The sequence below is a fragment of the Mesorhizobium sp. UC74_2 genome (assembly GCF_042701485.1).
In the GTDB taxonomy this organism is placed as follows: domain Bacteria; phylum Pseudomonadota; class Alphaproteobacteria; order Rhizobiales; family Rhizobiaceae; genus Mesorhizobium.
The window spans coordinates 4,359,597-4,377,380 of record NZ_CP170562.1 but is presented as its reverse complement, the minus strand read 5'-3'; the positions used below and the strand labels follow the sequence as shown (position 1 = coordinate 4,377,380).

Here is a 17,784-nt window from a genome sequence, read left to right as displayed (position 1 = left end):
AAGCGATCAAGGGCGAGACGGCGAAAAAACAGCATCCGAATATCTCCGTGTGAAGACATTCAAACGATAGCCTCGTTGAATGTCACGCTGAATGAAAAGCGACCCGCTACTTTACGGCTTCTCGGGTGAGCCTCACGGAGGTGCAGTCCTGTCATCCTGGCGCGCCGCGCCTCAGCTTTCAATGAATCCCGCGAAGCCGGCCATGAAATCGCCGAGCCGTGCCAGCGTGGCCTCGTCTGTCAGGTTGCCGTCGCGGTCGAACACCGTTCCGGCGCGGGCGACGAGCATCCTGCCTGCTGCCCAGTGACGCGTGCCGAGCGTGCGCAGCACCGGCAGCCAGTCGTTCTGCGACAGCACCGTGCCGAAGCCGCCCGGCGATGCGCCGAGCAGGGCCACCGGCTTGCCGCCGAAATGCCGCGGTATGTCGTTGGCCGGTCGGCTCATCCAGTCGATGGCGTTCTTGAACACGCCAGGAATGCCGTTGTTGTATTCCGGCGTCACCAGAAGCAGCCCGTCGGCGGCAAGCAGGCTATCCTTCAACGCCTGCACTGCGGGCGGAATGCCATGCGCGGCCTCGTCGTCGGCATTGTAGAGCGGCACCTCGTGGATCGAGCCGATGACGACATTCGTATCCGGTGAAGCAGCCGCGGCCGCCGCCCTGAGCAGGCCCGCATTGAAGGACGCCTGCCGCAGGCTGCCGGACAGGCCGAGGATGGTGGTCATGATCACTGTTCTCCCAGGGCGCGTCTCGCAGCGAGCATGTCGCTGCGAGACTTGTTTATCTTAATCCAGCGGCTTCAGGTTGGCCTCGATCGAACTCCGCTTGCCTTCCAGGAAGGGTGGCAGCGACAGGCGCTCGCCCAGGCTCTCCAGCGGCTCGTCGGCGGTGAAGCCGGGGCCGTCCGTGGCGATCTCGAACAGGTTGCCGCCGGGTTCGCGGAAATAGAGCGAGCGGAAGTAATAGCGCTCGACCTCGCCGGAACTCGGGATCCTGAACTCTGAAAGCCGTGCCGCCCAGTCGCGGATCGCAGGCACGTCGGGCGTGCGGAATGCGACATGGTGGACGGCACCGGCGCCCTGCCGTGCGATCGGCAGGTCGGGTTGCACCGCGACATGCAGTTCGGCCGCCGGACCACCTTCGCCCATGGCGTAGACATGAACATCGCCCTGTCCGTCCGGCGAGGCATAATGCCGTTCCTGCCTCATGTTCAGCACCGTGGTCAGCACCGCGTCGGTCGGTCCGAGCGTCGGCACCGAGATAGTGATCGGGCCGAGTCCGCGAATCTGGTTTGCTGCGGGCACCGGGCTGCGCTCCCAGGCATGGGCCTCGCCGCGGCTGCCGTCGTCGATCAGGCGGAAGCGTTGGCCTTCCGCATCCTCGAACTCGATCGCGGCGCGGCCGTCGATCGTCGTGATCGCGCCGGCACTCACGCCGCTGTCCTTGAAGCGGGCGGCCCAGTAGTTCAGGCTTTCCTCGCCAGCGACGCGCAGGCCGGTACGGCTGATCGAATGCGTGCCGCGCCGTTCCGGCGAAACCGGCCAGTCGAAGAAGGTCAGGTCGGTGCCCGGCGTGGCTTCGCCGTCGGCATAGAACAGGTGATAGGCGCTGGTGTCGTCCTGGTTGACGGTCTTCTTGACCAGCCGCAGGCCGAGCGTCCCGGTATAGAAACGTTTGTTGGCGGGCGCATTCGCGGTGATCGCCGTCAGATGGTGGATGCCGGTCAGGTTCATCTCGGTCATTCCTTATTGGTTGATTGGTTGCGACCAGAATGATCGCTTCGTTGCAGCCAATATGAGCGTGTCTTCCATTGCTGTTTAGCCGCCATCCGGCTGATCCGGCGTTCGCTATTCGCGAACGCCCAGCATCGGGGAACCGTTCGCTATTCGCGAACGATTGCCGATGCCGTGTCGTCTAAAATGCTCTAGAACAACCATATGAAATGGTCGGTCGAGGAAGTCAGGACTTTCCTGGATGTCATGGAGGCGGGTACCGTTTCGGGCGCCGCCGCCCGTTCCAATCTGTCGAAATCGGTTATCAGCAAGCGCATCAGCGATCTGGAGGCAGCACTCGGCACCGCGTTGTTTCGGCGTCATGCCGGGCGCATCTCACCGACCGAAAGCGCCGAGGAACTGGCGCTCAGGCTTCGCCCGGCGTTGGCGGAGATGAACGATGCCGTCGAAAGCGCGGCCTGGGGTATGGCTGGTCTCAGGGGGACGTTGGCGATCGCAGCGCCGATGAGTTTCGGCATAAGCCATCTCAGCCCGGTCGTCGCCGACTTCTCGCGCCAGCACCCCGAGCTCGCCATCACGCTCGACTATGACGACCGGACGGTCGACCTCGTGCGCGGCCGCTTCGACCTTGCCGTCAGGATCGGCCAGCTGCGTGATTCCGGGCTGATCGTGCGCAAGTTGTGCGAAGACCCCAGGGTCGTCGTTGCTAGCCCGGACTATGTTGCCCGACGTGGCGAGCCGCAAAGTCTCGACGAACTGCAGGCACATGCCAGCATCGGCTATCTCAACGTGCACGCCGCCAGTGTCTGGCAGTTCTCAAACCAGGACGGGACGGCGGCGGGCATTGCCATGCAGAGCCGCGTCACCGCCAACAATGGCGAGGCCATGCGCGATATGGCCATCGCCGGTCTCGGCGTTGTGCTGCTGCCGCTGTTCGTCGCGCATGAGGCGCTGCGGCGAGGGCAATTGGTCAGGGTCGCGCCGACGCTGAAACCGGTGCCACTGCCGATCTCGCTCGTCTGGCCACCGATCAAGCCGATGCCGATGAAGCTGCGCGCGATCGTCGATCATCTCGCCAAAGCCTTTACCGAACGTCCACCCTGGCTGGACTGAGATCCGGACGTCGCGCCTAGCCAGGTCGCGCCAGGCCGAGATGGTCGCGCAGTGTCGCGCCCTCGTAGTCCTGGCGGAAGGCGCCGCGTTTCTGCAGCACCGGCACCACCTCCTCGATGAAGGTCTTCAGCTCGCCCGGAATGTGTGATGGCGCCAGCACGAAGCCGTCGCAGCCGCCGCCGTCGACGAAACCCTGCATGAAGTCGGCAACCTGCTCCGGCGTGCCGACGATGTATTGATGGCCAAGGCTGCGCATGTAGCGCCTGCAGTAGGTGGCCATGCTCTCCTGGCCGCGGATCGCCTTCAGGTAGTGCGGCACCTGGGTGCGGCCGTTGGTGTAGCCGTCGCTGGCCATGATCGTCTCGATCGGGAACGGATCGTCGAGCGAATGCTGCGAGAAGTCGAGATGGAACTGTTCGCGCAACAGGTTGAGCATGGCGCGCGGATGCACCAGGCTGTCGAAATAGGCCTCCTTGCGGCGCGCTTCCTCCTCGGTCGAGCCGACGATCGGCACGAAGCCCGGAAAGATCTTGATGCCGTCGGGATCGCGGCCCTTGTCAGCAACTTTCTGTTTGAGCGCGGTTCGATAGTCGCGCGCCAGTTCCAGGCTCTTGGCGGAGGCAAAAACGGCTTCGGCGAAGGAGGCTGCGAAGTCGAGACCCCATTCCGACATGCCGGCCTGGATGAAAACCGGATGGCCCTGCGGCGACCGCGGTACGCCGAGCGCATCCTGCACGCGCACGAACTCGCCATTGTGGGCGACCGGCCGCACCTTGTCGGGATCGTAGAAACGCCCGCCCTCCTGATCGAACACCAGCGCGTCGTCGCGCCATGAATCGAACAGCGCCTTGATCGCGGCGATGGTGTCTGCCGCCTTGCGGTAGCGCAGCTCCTTGTCGGGATGCAGCGTGGCGCCGAAATTGCGCGCCACGCGCGGGTCGGAGGTGACGACGTTCCAGGCAAGCCGGCCCTTGCTCAGATGGTCGAGCGTGGCGAATTTGCGCGCCAGCACTTCCGGCTCGTGATAGGTCGTCGAATAGGTGGCGGCGAGCCCGATCCTTTCGGTGACCGAGGACAGCGCGGCGATGATGATCGACGGGTCCATCGAGTTGATCGATACTTCGCCGAAATAGCGCCCGCCGCTTTCGCGCGTGAACATCACGTCTTCGATGAACACCATGTCGAGCTTGCCGGACTCCGCCAGCCTGCCGACATCGCGCAGATAGTCGACGGTGAGGAAATCCTGCGTGCGCGAGTCCGGATGGCGCCAGGCGGCGAGGTTGTGACCGAGATTCTGCAGCCAGAGCAGGATGTGCATCTTCCGCGTCGCCATGTCAGTTCCTCCGTCCCGCGGGGCGGGGCAGTCCCAGCCTGTCGCGCAATGTCTTCTTGGTGGCCGGCCCGCGTGGCAGGGCGGCGAGTGGCGCCAGCCCGTCCGGCAGCACCGACGGCATCAAATTGAAGCCGTCGCAGTCGAAGGTCTCCAGATAGGTGGCGAGCCCGTTCGCCGTGCCAACGAAATGCTCGACGCCGCTGATCGGTGGGCCCAGCGCGTCGAGTTGCCGGGCCAGTGCCTGTGCCGCGTCATCAGTCTCGGCCAGCGTGGTGGCGAGATTGGCGAACGCCTTGAGATGTCCTCGCCCACCGGCACCGGCTATCTGTTTCAGGGCAGCACCGCGCGCCGAGATCTCTTCGCGGCCACCGGACAAAAGCACCACATCGGCCCTGGTCACGGCGGTGGCCTCGTCGGCGCGCGTCCGCGGCGACATCACCACCACCGGATGGCCCTGCGGCGGGCGCGGCGCATTCATCGAGGTGCTGATGGAAAAATGCGGGCCCCTGTGGTCGATGACATGCACCTTGTCGGGATGCGCGAAGATCGATTCCTCCTTGTCCAGCGCCAGCGCGCCATCTTCCCAGCTGTCGAACAGCTCCAGCACCACGTCGGCGAACTCCGCCGAGCGGGCGTCGTGGAACGCGGCGTCAGTGCCGTCGAGGCGGTTGAAATTGGGTCGGTCGGCCTCGTCCAGCCCCGGCACCAGCAGCCAGCCGGAGCGGCCTTTCGACAGATGGTCGAAGGCGGTGAACTGGCGCGCGATGTTGAAGGGTTCGTTGTAGACGGGCGAAACCGGCGCGACGAGACCGATCGTCTCGGTCACGCCGGCGAGGGATGCCGCAACCGACAGCGCCTCGAAATGCACGGCCTCCTGTCGGTCGGGCGCCGGCGTCGCCGTCGGGCGCGGCGGATATTCGACGATGAGCAGATCGAAGCCGGCAGCGTCGGCCTGCCTGGCCAGGTCGCGCGTGAAATCCGGGGCGACGGCGCGCTCCGGCGTAGCGCCGGGCAACCGCCACGCGCCGGGGTGGTGGCCCTGTCCGTTCAGCGACAGACTAAACAGCTTCTGGTGCATCGTGATGGTTCCGTTTGTTGGCGTAGCCCCAGGTGGCGGCGCCTGTGCGAGCGCCGTCGCCTCTGGCCGCTTTGGGTTGGCGTGCGCTCAGTTGCGCCGCCGCACGAAGGCTTCGGCGCGCGCCGAGCTTGGCCGGTCGAGCACGTCGGCGGCCGGCCCGCACTCGATGATCTGGCCGTCTGCCATGATGGCGATGCGGTCGGCGACCTCGCGCGCGAAGTTCAGCTCATGGGTGACGATCACCATCGTCATGCCGGACCTGGCGAGATTGCGGATGGCGTCGAGCACCTCACCAACCCATTCCGGGTCGAGCGCGCTGGTCGGTTCGTCGAACAGCAGGATGTCCGGTTCCATGGCCATCGCACGCGCGATCGCCACGCGCTGCTGCTGGCCACCCGAAAGCTGGCTCGGATATTTGTGCGCGTGCCGGGTGAGGCCCACCGATGCCAAAAGGTCCCGCGCGCGTTTCTCGGCGGCGGCGCGGTTCTGTCCCAGTACCTTGACCGGGCCCTCGGTGACATTCTGCAGCGCAGTTAGGTGCAGGAACAGATTGTACTGCTGGAACACCATGCCGATGCGGCGGCGCTGGCCGGCCATGTGCCGTTCGCTTGCCTCCACCAGTTCGCCATTGGCCCGCCGCGCATAGCCTACAGGGTCGTCATGCACGGTTATGAAGCCGGCTTCGAATGTCTCGAGCTGGTTGATACAGCGCAGCATCGTGCTCTTGCCGCCGCCGGAAGGGCCGAGGATGCAGACGACTTCGCCGGGCGCGACGTCGAGCGAGACGCCGCGCAGCACTTCGACACTCTTGAAGGATTTGCGCAGCCCGTGAATGCGGATCGCCGGTTCCATGCTCAAACCTCCGTGTCGGCGGCGGGGGCGCCCGCGCCATTGCGCTCGGAGCGGCTCAGCCGCTTTTCGAGATAGTGCTGGCCGACGCTGGTGATGGAGATGATGACCATGTACCAGGCCGAGGCGACGAGCAGCAGCGCGATGACCTCGTAGTTGACGGCGTAGAGGTTCTGCGCCGCGGTCAGGAGGTCGCCGCCGCCGATCACCGAGACCAGCGCGCTCGCCTTCAGCACCATGATGAACTGGTTGCCGATCGGCGGGATGATGACGCGCAGCGCCTGTGGCAGCACGATGCGGCGCAGCGCCTCGCCGCGTGTCATGCCGATGGTGAGTGCCGCTTCCGTCTGTCCCTGCGGCACTGACAGGATGCCGGAACGCACGATCTCTGCCATATAGGCGGCCTCATGCATGGCCAGCGCCAGGATCGCGGCGGTGAACGGCGTGATGACGTGGTTGGTGTTCCAGCCGACATAGAGCGAGGTGCCGGGAATGCCGATGCCGAGTTCCGGAAACAGCAGCGCCAGGTTGAACCACAGCACGATCTGCACCAGCAGCGGCAAGGCACGGAACAGCCAGATGTAGAAGGCGGAAAAGGTCGACAGCACCGGGTTGCGCGACTGCCCCATCGCCGCCAGCACCACGCCGGTGACGAAGGCCAGCAGCACCGCCAGCATGGTCAACTGCAGCGTCGAGACCACGCCCCGCAGGATCAGCGGGTGGAACAGATAGGTGCCGACGACGTCCCAGTGCATGTTCTTGTTGACCGCCACCGTCCAGACGAAGGCGGCCAGCAGGGCCAGCAGCACAATGCTGGCGGCGATCTGGCCGAGGCGCGGGCGCCGCGCTGCCGTGACGACGCCGTTCTGGTTGAGCGGCGGCAGATACGCCGGCACTCCCTCGGTGCCGCGCATCGGTTTGATCGGTATCACTGCGCTCATGTTCTCCTCCTCCACGCGCGCACCCCTATCGGTCCGATCGTTTTCGGTTTTCCGGCGGTCGAAGGGGGCGGATGTTCATTGTCTTTTTTGTCCGGCCAGTGCCGGATGCTGCGGCGATGCCAGCCCGAGATGCTCGCGGAAGGTCGAGCCCTCATAGTCCTTGCGGAAGATGCCGCGCCGCTGCAGTTCGGGCACCACCAGCTGGCCGAAGTCATGGGCGTTGCCGGGCAAATAGTGCGGGAACAGCGTGAAGCCGTCGCAGCCGCGCTCCGTCAGCCAGGTCTGCATCGTGTCGGCGACCTGCTCGACGGCGCCGATGCAGGTGATGTGGCCGTAGCAGGAGGTGATCTGGTCGCCGAGCTCGCGCGCAGTCATGCGGCGGCCGTCGATCTCGAAGCTGACGCGGCGGCGCAGGCGGGCAGCCCCTTCCTCGGCGGCGGTCGGGATCGGCTTGTCGAGGTTCCATTCCAGCGCGCCGACACCGCCGAGATAGCGGTCGATGCTCTGCAGCTTGAAGCTGTCGGGCGTGGCGGCCTGTGCGTCGGCATATTTGCGGCGCGCTTCTTCCTCGGTGCCGCCGGCGACGACGAAAAGGCCGGGCATGATCGCCACCTCGTCCGGTCCGCGGCCGTATTTGACCATGCGCTCGCGGATGTTGGCCGAAAACGCCTTGCCGCGCTCGAGTGAGCCGGGCGCGCAGAACATGACGTCGGCGGTGCGGGCGGCGAGTTCGAAGCCGGGCTCGGAGGAACCGGCCTGCGAGATCACCGGCCGGCCCTGCGGCGGCCTTGGCACGTTGAGTGCGCCGCGCACCTTGAAGTGCCTCCCGCGATGGTCGACGGGATGCACTTTCGAAGGGTCGAAATAGCGTGTCGAAGTCTTGTCGCGCAGGAAGGCGTCGCCTTCCCAGCTGTTCCACAGGTCGAAGACGAGATCGACGAATTCGCTGGCGCGCTCGTAGCGAAAATTGGCGTCGAGCTGCGCGTCGAGACCGAAGGCAGCGGCTTCCGATTCTCCTTGCGAGGTGACGACGTTCCAGCCGATGCGCCCTTTCGACAGATGGTCGAGGCTGCCGATCATGCGCGCGATGTGGAACGGCTGGTGGTAGGTCGTCGAGGCAGTGGCGACCAGCCCGATCTTCTCGGTCACGGCTGAAAGCGCGCCGAGCATGGTCAGCGGTTCGTAGACCACCGCATTGCCCATATGGCCGGCGGCTTCGATGCCCCGATTGCGGTCGTTGACGGCAACGATATCGGCCAGGAAGACGGCATCGAATTTTGCGCGCTCGGCCATCTGCGCGAGATCGCGGTAGAAGGCGAAGTCGAACTCGCTCTCCGAACGCGCCTTCTCATAGAGCCAGGCGTATTCGGTGGTGTTCATGAAGAGCGCCAGCTTGAGCTGGCGCGGCGCGGCGGTCATCGATCGTCCTCCCGTCTCGGTCCTGTAGCCGGCTTATGCTGCCGGCCTCACATCGAATTCACGTAGCGTCCCTTGAAGAAGATCAGCGGCTCATGATCCTCGTCGGCGTTGATCGACGCCATTTCGCGGACCTGGCCGATGACGATGGTGTGGTCGCCGGCCGGGTATTCCTCGAACAGCGCGCAATCGAGCCAGGTCAGCGAGCCGGCGATGATCGGGTTGCCGAAGCCGCTATGGGCCCAGTCGACGCCGCTCCATTTGTCAGTGCCCGAGCGCGCGAAGGTATTCGAGACCTCGCGCTGCCGTGCTGACAGGATGTTGACGGAGAACGCGCCGCTGGCGCGGATCTTTGGCCAGCTGCTGGAGGTTCGCATGACGCTGAACGACACCAGCGGCGGCTCCAGCGAGACGCTGTAGAAGGACTGGCAGGTGAAGCCGACCGGCAAGCCGTCGGCGACACCGGCGATCACCGTGATGCCCGACGCATAATGGCCGAGCGCCTGGCGAAACAGATGTGGTTCGGGCGCGATCCTAGCGACCATCGACGGCATTTCCAGCATGCTTGCCTCCTGCAATCCAAGGTGCGTTGAGCAGCGCGAGCTGCGATCGCTGCCTGGCGACCGCAGTGTTCACCGCTGCGTCGAGGTCCTCGGTTTCGTTGACGATGAAATAGACGCCGCCGGTCGGCACGACCGCGCCGAGTTCCCTGAGCAGCGCGGCGAGATGGAAGTCGACGGCCAGCGAATGCCCGGCACTCGCGCCGGTCATCAGCGGTATGGCGACCACGCTCTGCAGGGCGTCGGGCCGCATCTGGTCGAAGAACAGCTTGGTGAGTCCGGTATAACTTGCCTTGTAGGTGGGCGAGGCAACCACCAGCAGATCGCTGCCGCTCAGCCGCTCGTAGAAGGGCGATAGCAACTCGGCCTTGGGTGGAAACAGTGCCTCGGTCTGCTCGGCAAGGTCGATGACGACCCGGTCAGGGGCAGGGTGTTCCACCAGCCCGTCGGTGAACCGTTCGGCAAGCGTGCGGGTGCGCGACATCGGCTTGGGATTGCCGATGAGGAGCGAGACCCTGGGCGCCGTGGTTGGAAGAATGTCCATGTCGCAAAGCCGGAAGCGTTGGCCGGTCAGCGCGCACCGTGCGCACCCGTCAGCCGTGATCTGGCGTTACGAGTATTTCTAAAAGAGATTTATTGCAAGAATGATTGTGGAAAAAAAAGAATGATTGGTGTCAGCTCTCTGCGCGTGCCGGTTCGGCCTCCCCTTCATCCCGCGGTTGATAGGCCCTGGAGAAATCGCAGGTCTGCTTCAGCAGCGTGACCACCGAAGCTAGGATCGGGCTGGTGTCGGTAGCAGGGAAGACAGCGAGATATTGCAGGTCCGGCACCGGTTCGACCGTGTCGATGCGGGCGAGCGCGGCACCCGCGAAGCCCTGGTCGAAGACAAAAGTCGGCATGGCGGCGACGCCGAGACCGCCGACCGTCAGGCTGACCAGCGACAGGAAGTCGGGAACGGCGATGATCCTGGTGGTCGCCAGCCCCGCCGAGCGCAGCGTGGTGCCGACCAGCATCTCGGACGCGGAGTCAGGGCGCAGCAGGATCGCATGTTCGGCGAGGTCCTTGAGGTGATGCTTCGTGCCCGTATCGATCAGGCCGGGCGCACAGCCCCAGCACCATTGCGAGGAGGCGATCGGAACCGCCTGGAAGCGCGGATCGGTGAGCCCGTCGGGAACCACGGCGAGATCGAGCTGGCTCTCGGCCAGTTTCTGGGTGAGCGCGGTTGCCGAATCCACCACGATCTCCAGCGAGACCTTGGGAAAGGCCTGGTGCAGGCTGCCGACGAAGCGGCCGAGCCATGTCATGGCCGAGGCCTCGGTCGCGCCGATGCGCAGCCGGCGCTCGATCAGGTCGGGAGCGCTGAAGCGTTCGGCAAAGCGCGTGCGCTGTTCGAGCAGGCCTGCTGCCAGTTCCAGCATCTCGACGCCCTTCGGCGTCAGATGGGCGGCGCGGCGGCTGCGGTCGAACACCGAGACGCCGAAGCTCGCCTCGAGTTCCTGGATGCGCTTGGAGATCGCCGACTGTGTCGTGTCGAGGTGCTGCGCGGCTGCTTCGAAGCTGCCAAGCGTGCCGATCCAATACAAGGCTTCGAGCTGTTTGAATGTCACCATGAAAGCGCCTGCCGATCCGTCACAATCGTTACATTCATTTTTTTCAACAATGCACGTTGCAAATAATCACTTTTTGATGTTAGCAATGTGCCACTGTGCAAACGCATAAGCTATGGGGGCGCGGAATTCGATAGGTCCGCTGGGGTTGTCAACGTGATGGTGTGACCCGGACGGTCTCTGCATAGGAGGGCAGGGCTCGCATGCGCCGCATCGCAACGCCCCCATTCGTTGCCTGCGTTTGAACGCATAGGCAATTCGGCAAATTCGACAAACGACTTCAACCCCTGCTTTGGCAGGTGGGCGGAGCTTTGCCGGGTTGTTGGGGTTTCATCGTCTACCTGGGAGGAAATTGATGAAGAGTGTGACCTGTCTGACCAAATTCGCAAAGACCAGCATGCTGTCGGCTGCAATCATCGCCGGCACGCTCACCGCTGGCCTCGCACAGAACGCCAAGGAATTGCTGCCCGAGCCCTACAAGTCCAAGGGCGAGATCACGGTGGCGATGGTGCTCGACTATCCGCCCTATTCCTGGATCGACGAGGCCGGCAAGACCACCGGTCTGGAAGTCGATGTCTTCAACGCCGTGGCCGAGAAGCTCGGCATCAAGGCCAACATCGTCAATGCCAAGTGGGAAGGCCTGATCACCGGTGTCGGCGGCGGCCGCTTCGACGCCGGCGCCGGCGGCACCAGCGACCTCCTGGAGCGCCAGAAGCTCGTCACTTTCGCCGACTATGCGACCTCGTCCAACGCCATCATCATCCAGGCCGCTAACAAGGACAAATATCCGGACATCGACGCCCTGTGCGGCGGCAGCATCGGCGTGCTCAAGGGCACCGACACGGTGAAGGTGGGCGAATTCGCCGTGAAGAACTGCGCCGACAAGGGCAAGCCGGCGCTGACCATCAGCTACTACAGCTCGGTTCCGGATGCCGACCTCGCGCTGAAGTCGGGCCGGGATGCTGCCGAGGTCGTCTCGACCGAGCAGGCCGCCTTCATCCTGAGCAAGGGCCATCAGAACTGGATGATCCTGCAGGCCGGCGTCGGCGACAAGGTTCCGATGGGCCCATACACCTCGGTCGACAAGCCTGAACTCGCGAAGGCTTTCGTCGCAGCGCTCACCGAACTCAAGGCCGACGGCACGCTGGAGACCATCGCCAAGAAATACGGCCTCGAAGCCTCGTTGATGGACAAGCCCGAGATCAACGCCACCAAGAACTGAATGCCGTGAAGACCGAGCCCGTCCCGGCGGGCTCGGTCGAAGTGCTGCGCCAGGCCGACAGGCTATTTGCGCAAGATCTTCTCCATCGGCCTGCCCTTCGCGAGTTCGTCGACCAGCTTGTCGAGATAGCGGATTTCCCGCATGACGGGCTCATCGATTTCTTCCACTCGCACGCCGCAGACCACACCGGTGATCAGCGAACGTGACGGGTTGGGCTGCGGTGCCTGCGCGAAGAAATCCTTGAAACCCGTCTTCTTTGCCAATTGCTCGGCCAGCGCCTCCTGGCTGTAGCCGGTCAGCCAGCGGATGATCTCGTCGACCTCCGCCTGGCGGCGACCTTTCTTCTCCGCCTTGGCGACATAGAGCGGATAGACGCTCGCCACACTCATGGAATAGATGCGATGGTTTGCCATGCGCTCTCCCGATCCGGTCTGAGATCATCGGGCCGAATGGGGCGGGGATCAAGCCGGGACAATCGTCTGCGCCTGGAAACGGCGGCCTGCCTGGGACCCCGCCGCCAGCGAGTCCCTGCAGGGTATCAACGTCAGGAGAAGCCGTGCACGCCGGCTCTCTGACTCCTTTCGATGGTCTCCAGATATTCCCGTGCCGAGATCTGCTGCCAGGATTCTTCTGGCCACCGCACGCTCGAGATGCCGCCGTGACTTTGATACAGCCCGAGGAGAAACGCGTGTTCTTCCAGCAGAGCGATTGCGCTGTCGATTTCCTCGAGCTGGGAGTGATGCTCCTTATCCAGATCGGCCACGACATACAGGACCTCGATCCCGCTTCCGCGGATGCAGAGTTTTGGATTTTCTGGATCGGCGAGGATACCGACCCCGATGCTGTCGGCGTTCCATATGCCGGCGCGCAAAAGTTCGGATGGTCGCCCCTCGATCGGAAGGCCGTCCATCGACAAGCGCAAAAGCGGGCAGAAGTTGTGAAAACGGCTCCCCCATTTGTGCGGCGGCTTGATCGCCAGAGACTCGATCGGGTGCGGCGGCTCGAGCGAGAAGGAGATCTCCAGAGTGGAATAACCCCAATGGAGAGGAACCGGAAAGTCGTGGCAGTCGGTCACCCACCAGGCCGGCGGCCCGATCAGGGCCGCGACATCGAGCAGCGTCAGGCCGGGTGTGATGGGGCCAAGTTCGCCGGTCTGAAGGAAAGCCCGCAGCGAAGCGGTCAGGCGTTTACGGCCGGCCATTCATCTCAGTCCTTGCGGAAGATGACGCGGCCGAGCCAGCCGGTGATCATGGCCAGGCTGATGGCGAAGAAGCCGTAGAGGAAGGAATAGTTGTGTGCCGCACGGAAGATCGACTGTTCGAAACCGGACTTGCGGATTTCGAGCTGGGCCGAGTTTTCCTTCACGAACAGGCCGTTCTTGAACAGGAAGGCGCGCGCCTTGTGCGTGCCGACGGGCACGCTGGGTGCCAGCCTGACCGTGGCGCGGAACAGGTTCTGGGACAGGAACTGCACGCCGCCGACATTCTCGCTGTATTGCCCCGTCGCGGCCTTGCGTTCGCGCAGTGCCGCCGTGAATTCCGCGATGGTGGCCGGGTTCTGGCTCTCGTCGGCCGGCTGCATGAAGATGTTGTTGGCACCAAGCGAGAGCTGCTTGTAGCTGCCGGGTTCGGTGATGTCCTGGAATGGTCTTGTCGTGGCGACCGAATAGGACACCGGCACGTTCTCGAAGGTCTCCGAATCCAGGTTGATCCACACGCCCAGCACGCGGTCCTTCCGCCGCACCACGACGGGTCGCGCCGGTCCTTCCAGCACCACGATGACATCGTAGCGCCCCTGGCGGGCGATCTGCGGGTCGACATCCTCCAGCGCGCCGAAGATGGTGAGGTCGGCGCCGGTGAAGCCGGCGGTGATCATCACCCTGTCGGTGGAAAGCCCGATCTGGATGTTTTCCTGGTGCGGCGACTGCGCGGCAGCCGGAAAGGCGGCGATCAGCATCAGGAACAGCAGCACACCCGAAAGGGTCCGGCCCTTGCGGCTGGGGATGATGCCGGTGTGGCGAAGCGAAGGCGAAACCGGCAGGGTCTGAACTGCCATCAGCTCAGCCCCAGCGCCGAAAGCGAATAGCGATTCGGGGGCGTCACGAACAGGTCGAAGGCGAGGCGCAGCGCCACTGCCAGCACCAGCAGCGCCAGCAGCGCGCGTAATTGCTCGCCGCGCAGCTTCTGTCCGGCCTTGGCGCCATACTGTGCTCCGGCAACGCCGCCGACCATCAGCACGAAGGCGAGTATCACGTCCACCGTCTGGTTGGTGGTGGCATGCACCAGCGTGGTGTAGGCCGAGGTGAAGATGATCTGGAAAAGCGAGGTGCCGATAACGACATTGGTCGGCACCTTCAGCAGATAGATCAGCGCCGGCACCATGATGAAGCCGCCGCCGACACCCATGATCGACGACAGGAAGCCGATCGCGGCACCGAGGCCCAGCACCGGAATGACGCTGACGAACAGCTTGGAGGCGCGGAAGCGCATCTTGAGCGGCAGGCGGTGGATCCAGTTGTGCTGGCCGGATTTCTTCAGCACGGGTGCCGCACCGCCGCGCGTGGCGCGCAGTGCGTTGATGCTTTCCAAAAGCATCAGTCCGCCGACAGTGCCGAGCAGCACCACGTAGAGCAGCGAGATGAACAGGTCGAGCTGGCCGATCTCGCGCAGCAGGCCGAATACGTAGATGCCGACCGTCGAGCCGACGACACCGCCGGCCAGCAGCACCCCGCCCAGCTTGAAGTCGAGCGTCCCCCTTTTCATGTGCGACAGCACGCCGGAGACGGACGAGGCGATGACCTGGTTGGCGCCGGTAGCAACGGCGATCGCCGGCGGGATGTTGTAGAAGATCAAGAGCGGCGTGATCAGGAACCCGCCGCCGACGCCGAACATGCCCGACAGGAAACCCACCGCCGCGCCCATGGCGAGCAGCACGAGGATGTTGACGGATATTTCCGCGATCGGGAGATAAATGCTCACCCGTCTGTCTCGATCAATCCAGTTTCTTGGCCCTGCCTCTCGGCGGGAGAACTTCTGTTGCTATACCACCCAAAAGCTAATTCGTTCTTGCGCCGGCAACGCGACGGGAAAAAGCCCGGTCAGGGTTACCGAAACAAAAACCCATTCAAGCAGTTACGGGAGGCTAACAGGCAATTTGATGACAAGGCGTCGCGAAGGCGACGTCTTTGGCGCGATTTGCGCGGCGTGATGCGAAAGCAGCACGATCTGCCGCTGTTCCTGTGTCTCCAGGGATGGGATCCATCCCGGAACGGACGCAAGTCTTGCTCCGGTCGAGCCACTGATTTGTCATGCGCGGCGCTTTGGCCCCGGAGCTATTTCTACACGGCCAGTCGCGGTACCGCGTCGAGCAGCATCCTGGTGTAGGCCTGCTGCGGTGCTTCGAAAAGCTGGCCGACTTCCGCTTCCTCGACGATCCTGCCGTGATGCATGACGACGACCCGGTCGCACAGGTGGCGCACCACGGACAGGTCGTGGCTGATGAACAGCAGCGTCAGGTTCAGCGTGCGGCGCAGTTCGATCAGAAGGTTGATCACCTGCGCCTGGATCGAGACATCGAGCGAGGCGACCGGCTCGTCGCAGACGATCAGTTCCGGCTGCATGGCGAGCGCGCGCGCGATCGCGATACGCTGGCGCTGGCCGCCGGAGAACTGGTGCGGATAGCGGTCCGCGAGCGCGGGATCGAAGGCGACCGCCTTCAGCCAGCGGTTGACATAGGCGCGGGCGTCGCGACGCGTGGTGAGGCCATGCGCCAGCGGCCCCTCGGCGACGGACTGGAAGATGGTGCGGCGCGGATCGAGCGAGGCATAGGGATCCTGGAAGATCATCTGCACGCCGGTGCCTAGTTTGCGCTGGCCTTCGCGCACCTTCCTGCCCGCGACGGTGACCTTGCCCGCCGTCGGCGTATAGATGCCGCAGACGATGCGGCCGAGCGTCGACTTGCCGGAGCCGCTTTCGCCGACAAGGCCGAGCACCTCGCCCTGGGCGATCGTCAAGGTGGCGCCCTTGACGGCGTGGACGGCATGGGTCGGCTGGGAGATGCCGAATTTCTGGGCGAAACGCCCGACGCGGCCGACGGGGCGCTCGAAGACCATGTCGACATCGTCGACCTGGACGAACGCACCGTCGGGAGCCTTGGGAGCGGCCTTGGCCAGATCGTCGAGCACGATCGGGCCGGAACTTTCGGTCGCCGCCGAGGCCAGCAATTCGCCGGGCCTGGCGCGCGAGGGCAGGGCGTCGAGCAGCCCTTGCGTATAGGAATGCTGTGGCGTCCCGAGCACCTGCGTGACACTGCCGGTTTCCACGATCTTGCCGCGCCGCATCACCGCGATGCGCTGCGAGATCTGGCTGACCGTCGCCAGGTCATGGCTGATCCAGATCATCGAGACGCCGAGCTCGGCCACCAGCGCCTTCATCTCCTTGAGGATGTCGGCCTGCACGGAGACGTCGAGCGCCGTCGTCGGCTCGTCGGCGATGACCAGCCTGGGCTTGTGCAGCAAGGCGATCGCGATGGCGACGCGCTGGCGCATGCCGCCCGAGAACTGGTGCGGATACTGATCGATCTTCTTGTCGGGCTCGACGATGCGCACGCGCGCCAGCGCCTCGATGGCTCGGCGGCGCACGTCCTGGTCGCTGGCCTTTTCATGGGCGCGGATCGCCATGGCGATCTGGTCGACGATCTTGATGACCGGGTTCAGCGTCATCATCGGGTCCTGGAAGACCATCGCGATGTCGCGGCCGCGTATCCTGCGCAGCTCCGCGTCCGGCAGGCCGACGATTTCGCGGCCCTCCAGCTTGACGGAACTGCCCGGCTGCACCTTGCCGTTGGCGTCGAGCAGGCCGATCAGCGAGAAGCCGGTGATGGACTTGCCCGAACCGGATTCGCCGACCAGGCCGAAGATCTCGCCCTTGCGCACCTCGAAGGAGATGCCGTCGACCGATTTGACGGTGCCGCGCTCGGTTTCGAAATAGGTGCGCAGGTTGTCGACTTTGAGCAGTTCGGTCATTTGCGCAGCCGTGGATTGAGTTGATCGCGGACCTGGTCGCCGACCAGGTTGATCGCCATGATCAGGATGATGAGGGCGACGCCCGGATAGATCGAGATCCAGTAGCGGCCGGACAGCAGATACTGGAAGCCGTTCGCGATCAGCATGCCGAGCGACGGTTCCGTTGGCGGCAGGCCGACGCCGAGGAAGGACAGCGTCGCTTCCAGCGAAATCGCCGAGGCGACCTGCACCGTGGCGACGACGATCAGCGGTGGCAGCGAGTTCGGCAAAATGTGCCGGGTCACCACGAACCAGCCGCTCATCGGAATGGAGAGCGCCGCCTGTACATAGTCCTTCTGCCGTTCGGCCGAGGCCGCGCCATGGGCGGTCCGCACGAAATAGGCATACTGGGCAAAGACCAGCGCCAGGATGAGCTGCCCCTTGCCCTGTCCCAACAGCGCGGCGACGACGAAGGCGAGCAGGATGGCCGGGAAGGACAGCTGCACGTCCACCAGCCGCATGATGAAGGTCTCGAAGCGACCGCCGGCATAGGCGGCGAAACAGCCGACGATGGCGCCGATGGTGAAGGCGACCGCGCCGGCGATCAGGCCCATCTCCAGCGAGATGCGCAGGCCGTAGATGATCGCCGAAAGCAGGTCGCGGCCCTGGCTGTCGGTGCCGAGCAGATAGTGCATGCCATTGGCGCCGACGAAGCCTGGTGGGCGGCGCGCGTCACGCAGCACCAGCGAGCGCAGGTCATAGGGGTCCTGCGGCGTGAGGAAGGGCGCGAAGATGGCGAGCAGCGCAATGACCAGCACGATCGCCAGCGCGATCACCGCGACCTTGTTGCGCAGGAAGATGCGCCAGAAGTCGCGCCAGGCGGAAGCCGGCGGTGCCGCGTCGAAATTGTCCTTGACGGTGATGTCACTCAT

The 17,784-nt window shown here is 64.4% G+C and carries 18 protein-coding genes; 2 read left to right on the top strand and 16 right to left on the bottom strand.

Going from position 1 to position 17,784, the window contains the following annotated elements:
- Window positions 1–171: 171 nt before the first annotated feature.
- Window positions 172–723, bottom strand: a complete 552-nt coding sequence (locus ACFJIU_RS21235; RefSeq protein WP_379063243.1) for an NADPH-dependent FMN reductase — start codon at window positions 721–723, stop codon at window positions 172–174.
- A 60-nt stretch (window positions 724–783) separates the two neighbouring features.
- Entirely contained in the window at window positions 784–1,731 is a 948-nt protein-coding gene (locus ACFJIU_RS21230; protein ID WP_379073185.1) for a ring-cleaving dioxygenase, read from the bottom strand.
- A 204-nt stretch (window positions 1,732–1,935) separates the two neighbouring features.
- Here ACFJIU_RS21230 and ACFJIU_RS21225 point away from each other — a divergent pair, with 204 nt between their 5' ends.
- Window positions 1,936–2,844: a LysR family transcriptional regulator gene (locus tag ACFJIU_RS21225; RefSeq protein WP_379063241.1), complete on the top strand. Its 909-nt coding sequence runs from the start codon at window positions 1,936–1,938 to the stop codon at window positions 2,842–2,844.
- Between the two features lie 16 nt (window positions 2,845–2,860).
- On the opposite strand, the gene ACFJIU_RS21220 is transcribed toward ACFJIU_RS21225, so the two are convergent.
- From ACFJIU_RS21220 to ACFJIU_RS21185, 8 genes are all read right to left on the bottom strand, one after another.
- Window positions 2,861–4,177: an NtaA/DmoA family FMN-dependent monooxygenase gene (locus tag ACFJIU_RS21220; RefSeq protein ID WP_379063239.1), complete on the bottom strand. Its 1,317-nt coding sequence runs from the start codon at window positions 4,175–4,177 to the stop codon at window positions 2,861–2,863.
- 1 nt (window position 4,178) lies between these two features.
- Window positions 4,179–5,255 (bottom strand): LLM class flavin-dependent oxidoreductase, encoded by a 1,077-nt coding sequence (locus ACFJIU_RS21215; protein WP_379063237.1) that lies wholly within the window; start codon window positions 5,253–5,255, stop codon window positions 4,179–4,181.
- An 87-nt stretch (window positions 5,256–5,342) separates the two neighbouring features.
- Entirely contained in the window at window positions 5,343–6,107 is a 765-nt protein-coding gene (locus ACFJIU_RS21210) for an amino acid ABC transporter ATP-binding protein (RefSeq protein ID WP_379063235.1), read from the bottom strand.
- 2 nt (window positions 6,108–6,109) lie between these two features.
- A complete protein-coding gene (locus tag ACFJIU_RS21205; protein ID WP_379063233.1) occupies window positions 6,110–7,045 on the bottom strand; it encodes an amino acid ABC transporter permease in 936 nt (311 codons plus the stop codon).
- Between the two features lie 75 nt (window positions 7,046–7,120).
- On the bottom strand, window positions 7,121–8,464 hold the full coding sequence (locus ACFJIU_RS21200; protein ID WP_379063231.1) for an LLM class flavin-dependent oxidoreductase: 1,344 nt from the start codon (window positions 8,462–8,464) through the stop codon (window positions 7,121–7,123).
- Between the two features lie 47 nt (window positions 8,465–8,511).
- Window positions 8,512–9,024 (bottom strand): flavin reductase family protein, encoded by a 513-nt coding sequence (locus ACFJIU_RS21195; RefSeq protein WP_379063229.1) that lies wholly within the window; start codon window positions 9,022–9,024, stop codon window positions 8,512–8,514.
- On the bottom strand, window positions 8,996–9,565 hold the full coding sequence (locus ACFJIU_RS21190; protein WP_379063227.1) for an NADPH-dependent FMN reductase: 570 nt from the start codon (window positions 9,563–9,565) through the stop codon (window positions 8,996–8,998). The genes ACFJIU_RS21195 and ACFJIU_RS21190 overlap by 29 nt, the downstream gene beginning before the upstream one ends.
- Window positions 9,566–9,695: 130 nt before the next feature.
- Entirely contained in the window at window positions 9,696–10,631 is a 936-nt protein-coding gene (locus tag ACFJIU_RS21185; protein ID WP_379063225.1) for a LysR family transcriptional regulator, read from the bottom strand.
- A 352-nt stretch (window positions 10,632–10,983) separates the two neighbouring features.
- Between ACFJIU_RS21185 and ACFJIU_RS21180 the strand changes: the two genes are divergently transcribed.
- Window positions 10,984–11,850, top strand: a complete 867-nt coding sequence (locus tag ACFJIU_RS21180) for a transporter substrate-binding domain-containing protein (protein ID WP_379063223.1) — start codon at window positions 10,984–10,986, stop codon at window positions 11,848–11,850.
- A gap of 62 nt (window positions 11,851–11,912) precedes the next feature.
- On the opposite strand, the gene ACFJIU_RS21175 is transcribed toward ACFJIU_RS21180, so the two are convergent.
- The 6 genes from ACFJIU_RS21175 to ACFJIU_RS21150 form a co-directional block, all read right to left on the bottom strand.
- Window positions 11,913–12,263, bottom strand: a complete 351-nt coding sequence (locus ACFJIU_RS21175; RefSeq protein WP_379063221.1) for a DUF2200 domain-containing protein — start codon at window positions 12,261–12,263, stop codon at window positions 11,913–11,915.
- A gap of 131 nt (window positions 12,264–12,394) precedes the next feature.
- Window positions 12,395–13,051 (bottom strand): hypothetical protein, encoded by a 657-nt coding sequence (locus ACFJIU_RS21170; RefSeq protein ID WP_379063219.1) that lies wholly within the window; start codon window positions 13,049–13,051, stop codon window positions 12,395–12,397.
- Between the two features lie 5 nt (window positions 13,052–13,056).
- Complete coding sequence (locus ACFJIU_RS21165) at window positions 13,057–13,806, bottom strand: TIGR02186 family protein (RefSeq protein WP_379073184.1); 750 nt, start codon at window positions 13,804–13,806, stop codon at window positions 13,057–13,059.
- 98 nt (window positions 13,807–13,904) lie between these two features.
- Complete coding sequence (locus tag ACFJIU_RS21160; RefSeq protein WP_379063217.1) at window positions 13,905–14,828, bottom strand: sulfite exporter TauE/SafE family protein; 924 nt, start codon at window positions 14,826–14,828, stop codon at window positions 13,905–13,907.
- A gap of 359 nt (window positions 14,829–15,187) precedes the next feature.
- Window positions 15,188–16,873 (bottom strand): dipeptide ABC transporter ATP-binding protein, encoded by a 1,686-nt coding sequence (locus ACFJIU_RS21155; RefSeq protein ID WP_379063215.1) that lies wholly within the window; start codon window positions 16,871–16,873, stop codon window positions 15,188–15,190.
- Window positions 16,870–17,784 carry an ABC transporter permease gene (locus tag ACFJIU_RS21150; RefSeq protein WP_379063213.1) on the bottom strand — a complete coding sequence of 305 codons (915 nt, stop codon included), beginning with the start codon at window positions 17,782–17,784 and terminating at the stop codon, window positions 16,870–16,872. The genes ACFJIU_RS21155 and ACFJIU_RS21150 overlap by 4 nt, the downstream gene beginning before the upstream one ends.

What these genes read in the sequence shown, in the direction of transcription:
- ACFJIU_RS21195 (WP_379063229.1), bottom strand. Translation starts at nt 9,024, where the DNA reads ATGCTGGAAATGCCGTCGATGGTCGCTAGGATCGCGCCCGAACCACAT.
- ACFJIU_RS21175 (WP_379063221.1), bottom strand. Translation starts at nt 12,263, where the DNA reads ATGGCAAACCATCGCATCTATTCCATGAGTGTGGCGAGCGTCTATCCG.
- ACFJIU_RS21155 (WP_379063215.1), bottom strand. Translation starts at nt 16,873, where the DNA reads ATGACCGAACTGCTCAAAGTCGACAACCTGCGCACCTATTTCGAAACC.
- ACFJIU_RS21205 (WP_379063233.1), bottom strand. Translation starts at nt 7,045, where the DNA reads ATGAGCGCAGTGATACCGATCAAACCGATGCGCGGCACCGAGGGAGTG.
- ACFJIU_RS21170 (WP_379063219.1), bottom strand. Translation starts at nt 13,051, where the DNA reads ATGGCCGGCCGTAAACGCCTGACCGCTTCGCTGCGGGCTTTCCTTCAG.
- ACFJIU_RS21200 (WP_379063231.1), bottom strand. Translation starts at nt 8,464, where the DNA reads ATGACCGCCGCGCCGCGCCAGCTCAAGCTGGCGCTCTTCATGAACACC.
- ACFJIU_RS21230 (WP_379073185.1), bottom strand. Translation starts at nt 1,731, where the DNA reads ATGAACCTGACCGGCATCCACCATCTGACGGCGATCACCGCGAATGCG.
- ACFJIU_RS21185 (WP_379063225.1), bottom strand. Translation starts at nt 10,631, where the DNA reads ATGGTGACATTCAAACAGCTCGAAGCCTTGTATTGGATCGGCACGCTT.
- ACFJIU_RS21215 (WP_379063237.1), bottom strand. Translation starts at nt 5,255, where the DNA reads ATGCACCAGAAGCTGTTTAGTCTGTCGCTGAACGGACAGGGCCACCAC.
- ACFJIU_RS21225 (WP_379063241.1), top strand. Translation starts at nt 1,936, where the DNA reads ATGAAATGGTCGGTCGAGGAAGTCAGGACTTTCCTGGATGTCATGGAG.
- ACFJIU_RS21220 (WP_379063239.1), bottom strand. Translation starts at nt 4,177, where the DNA reads ATGGCGACGCGGAAGATGCACATCCTGCTCTGGCTGCAGAATCTCGGT.
- ACFJIU_RS21180 (WP_379063223.1), top strand. Translation starts at nt 10,984, where the DNA reads ATGAAGAGTGTGACCTGTCTGACCAAATTCGCAAAGACCAGCATGCTG.
- ACFJIU_RS21165 (WP_379073184.1), bottom strand. Translation starts at nt 13,806, where the DNA reads ATGCTGATCGCCGCCTTTCCGGCTGCCGCGCAGTCGCCGCACCAGGAA.
- ACFJIU_RS21235 (WP_379063243.1), bottom strand. Translation starts at nt 723, where the DNA reads ATGACCACCATCCTCGGCCTGTCCGGCAGCCTGCGGCAGGCGTCCTTC.
- ACFJIU_RS21210 (WP_379063235.1), bottom strand. Translation starts at nt 6,107, where the DNA reads ATGGAACCGGCGATCCGCATTCACGGGCTGCGCAAATCCTTCAAGAGT.
- ACFJIU_RS21150 (WP_379063213.1), bottom strand. Translation starts at nt 17,784, where the DNA reads ATGAGTGACATCACCGTCAAGGACAATTTCGACGCGGCACCGCCGGCT.
- ACFJIU_RS21190 (WP_379063227.1), bottom strand. Translation starts at nt 9,565, where the DNA reads ATGGACATTCTTCCAACCACGGCGCCCAGGGTCTCGCTCCTCATCGGC.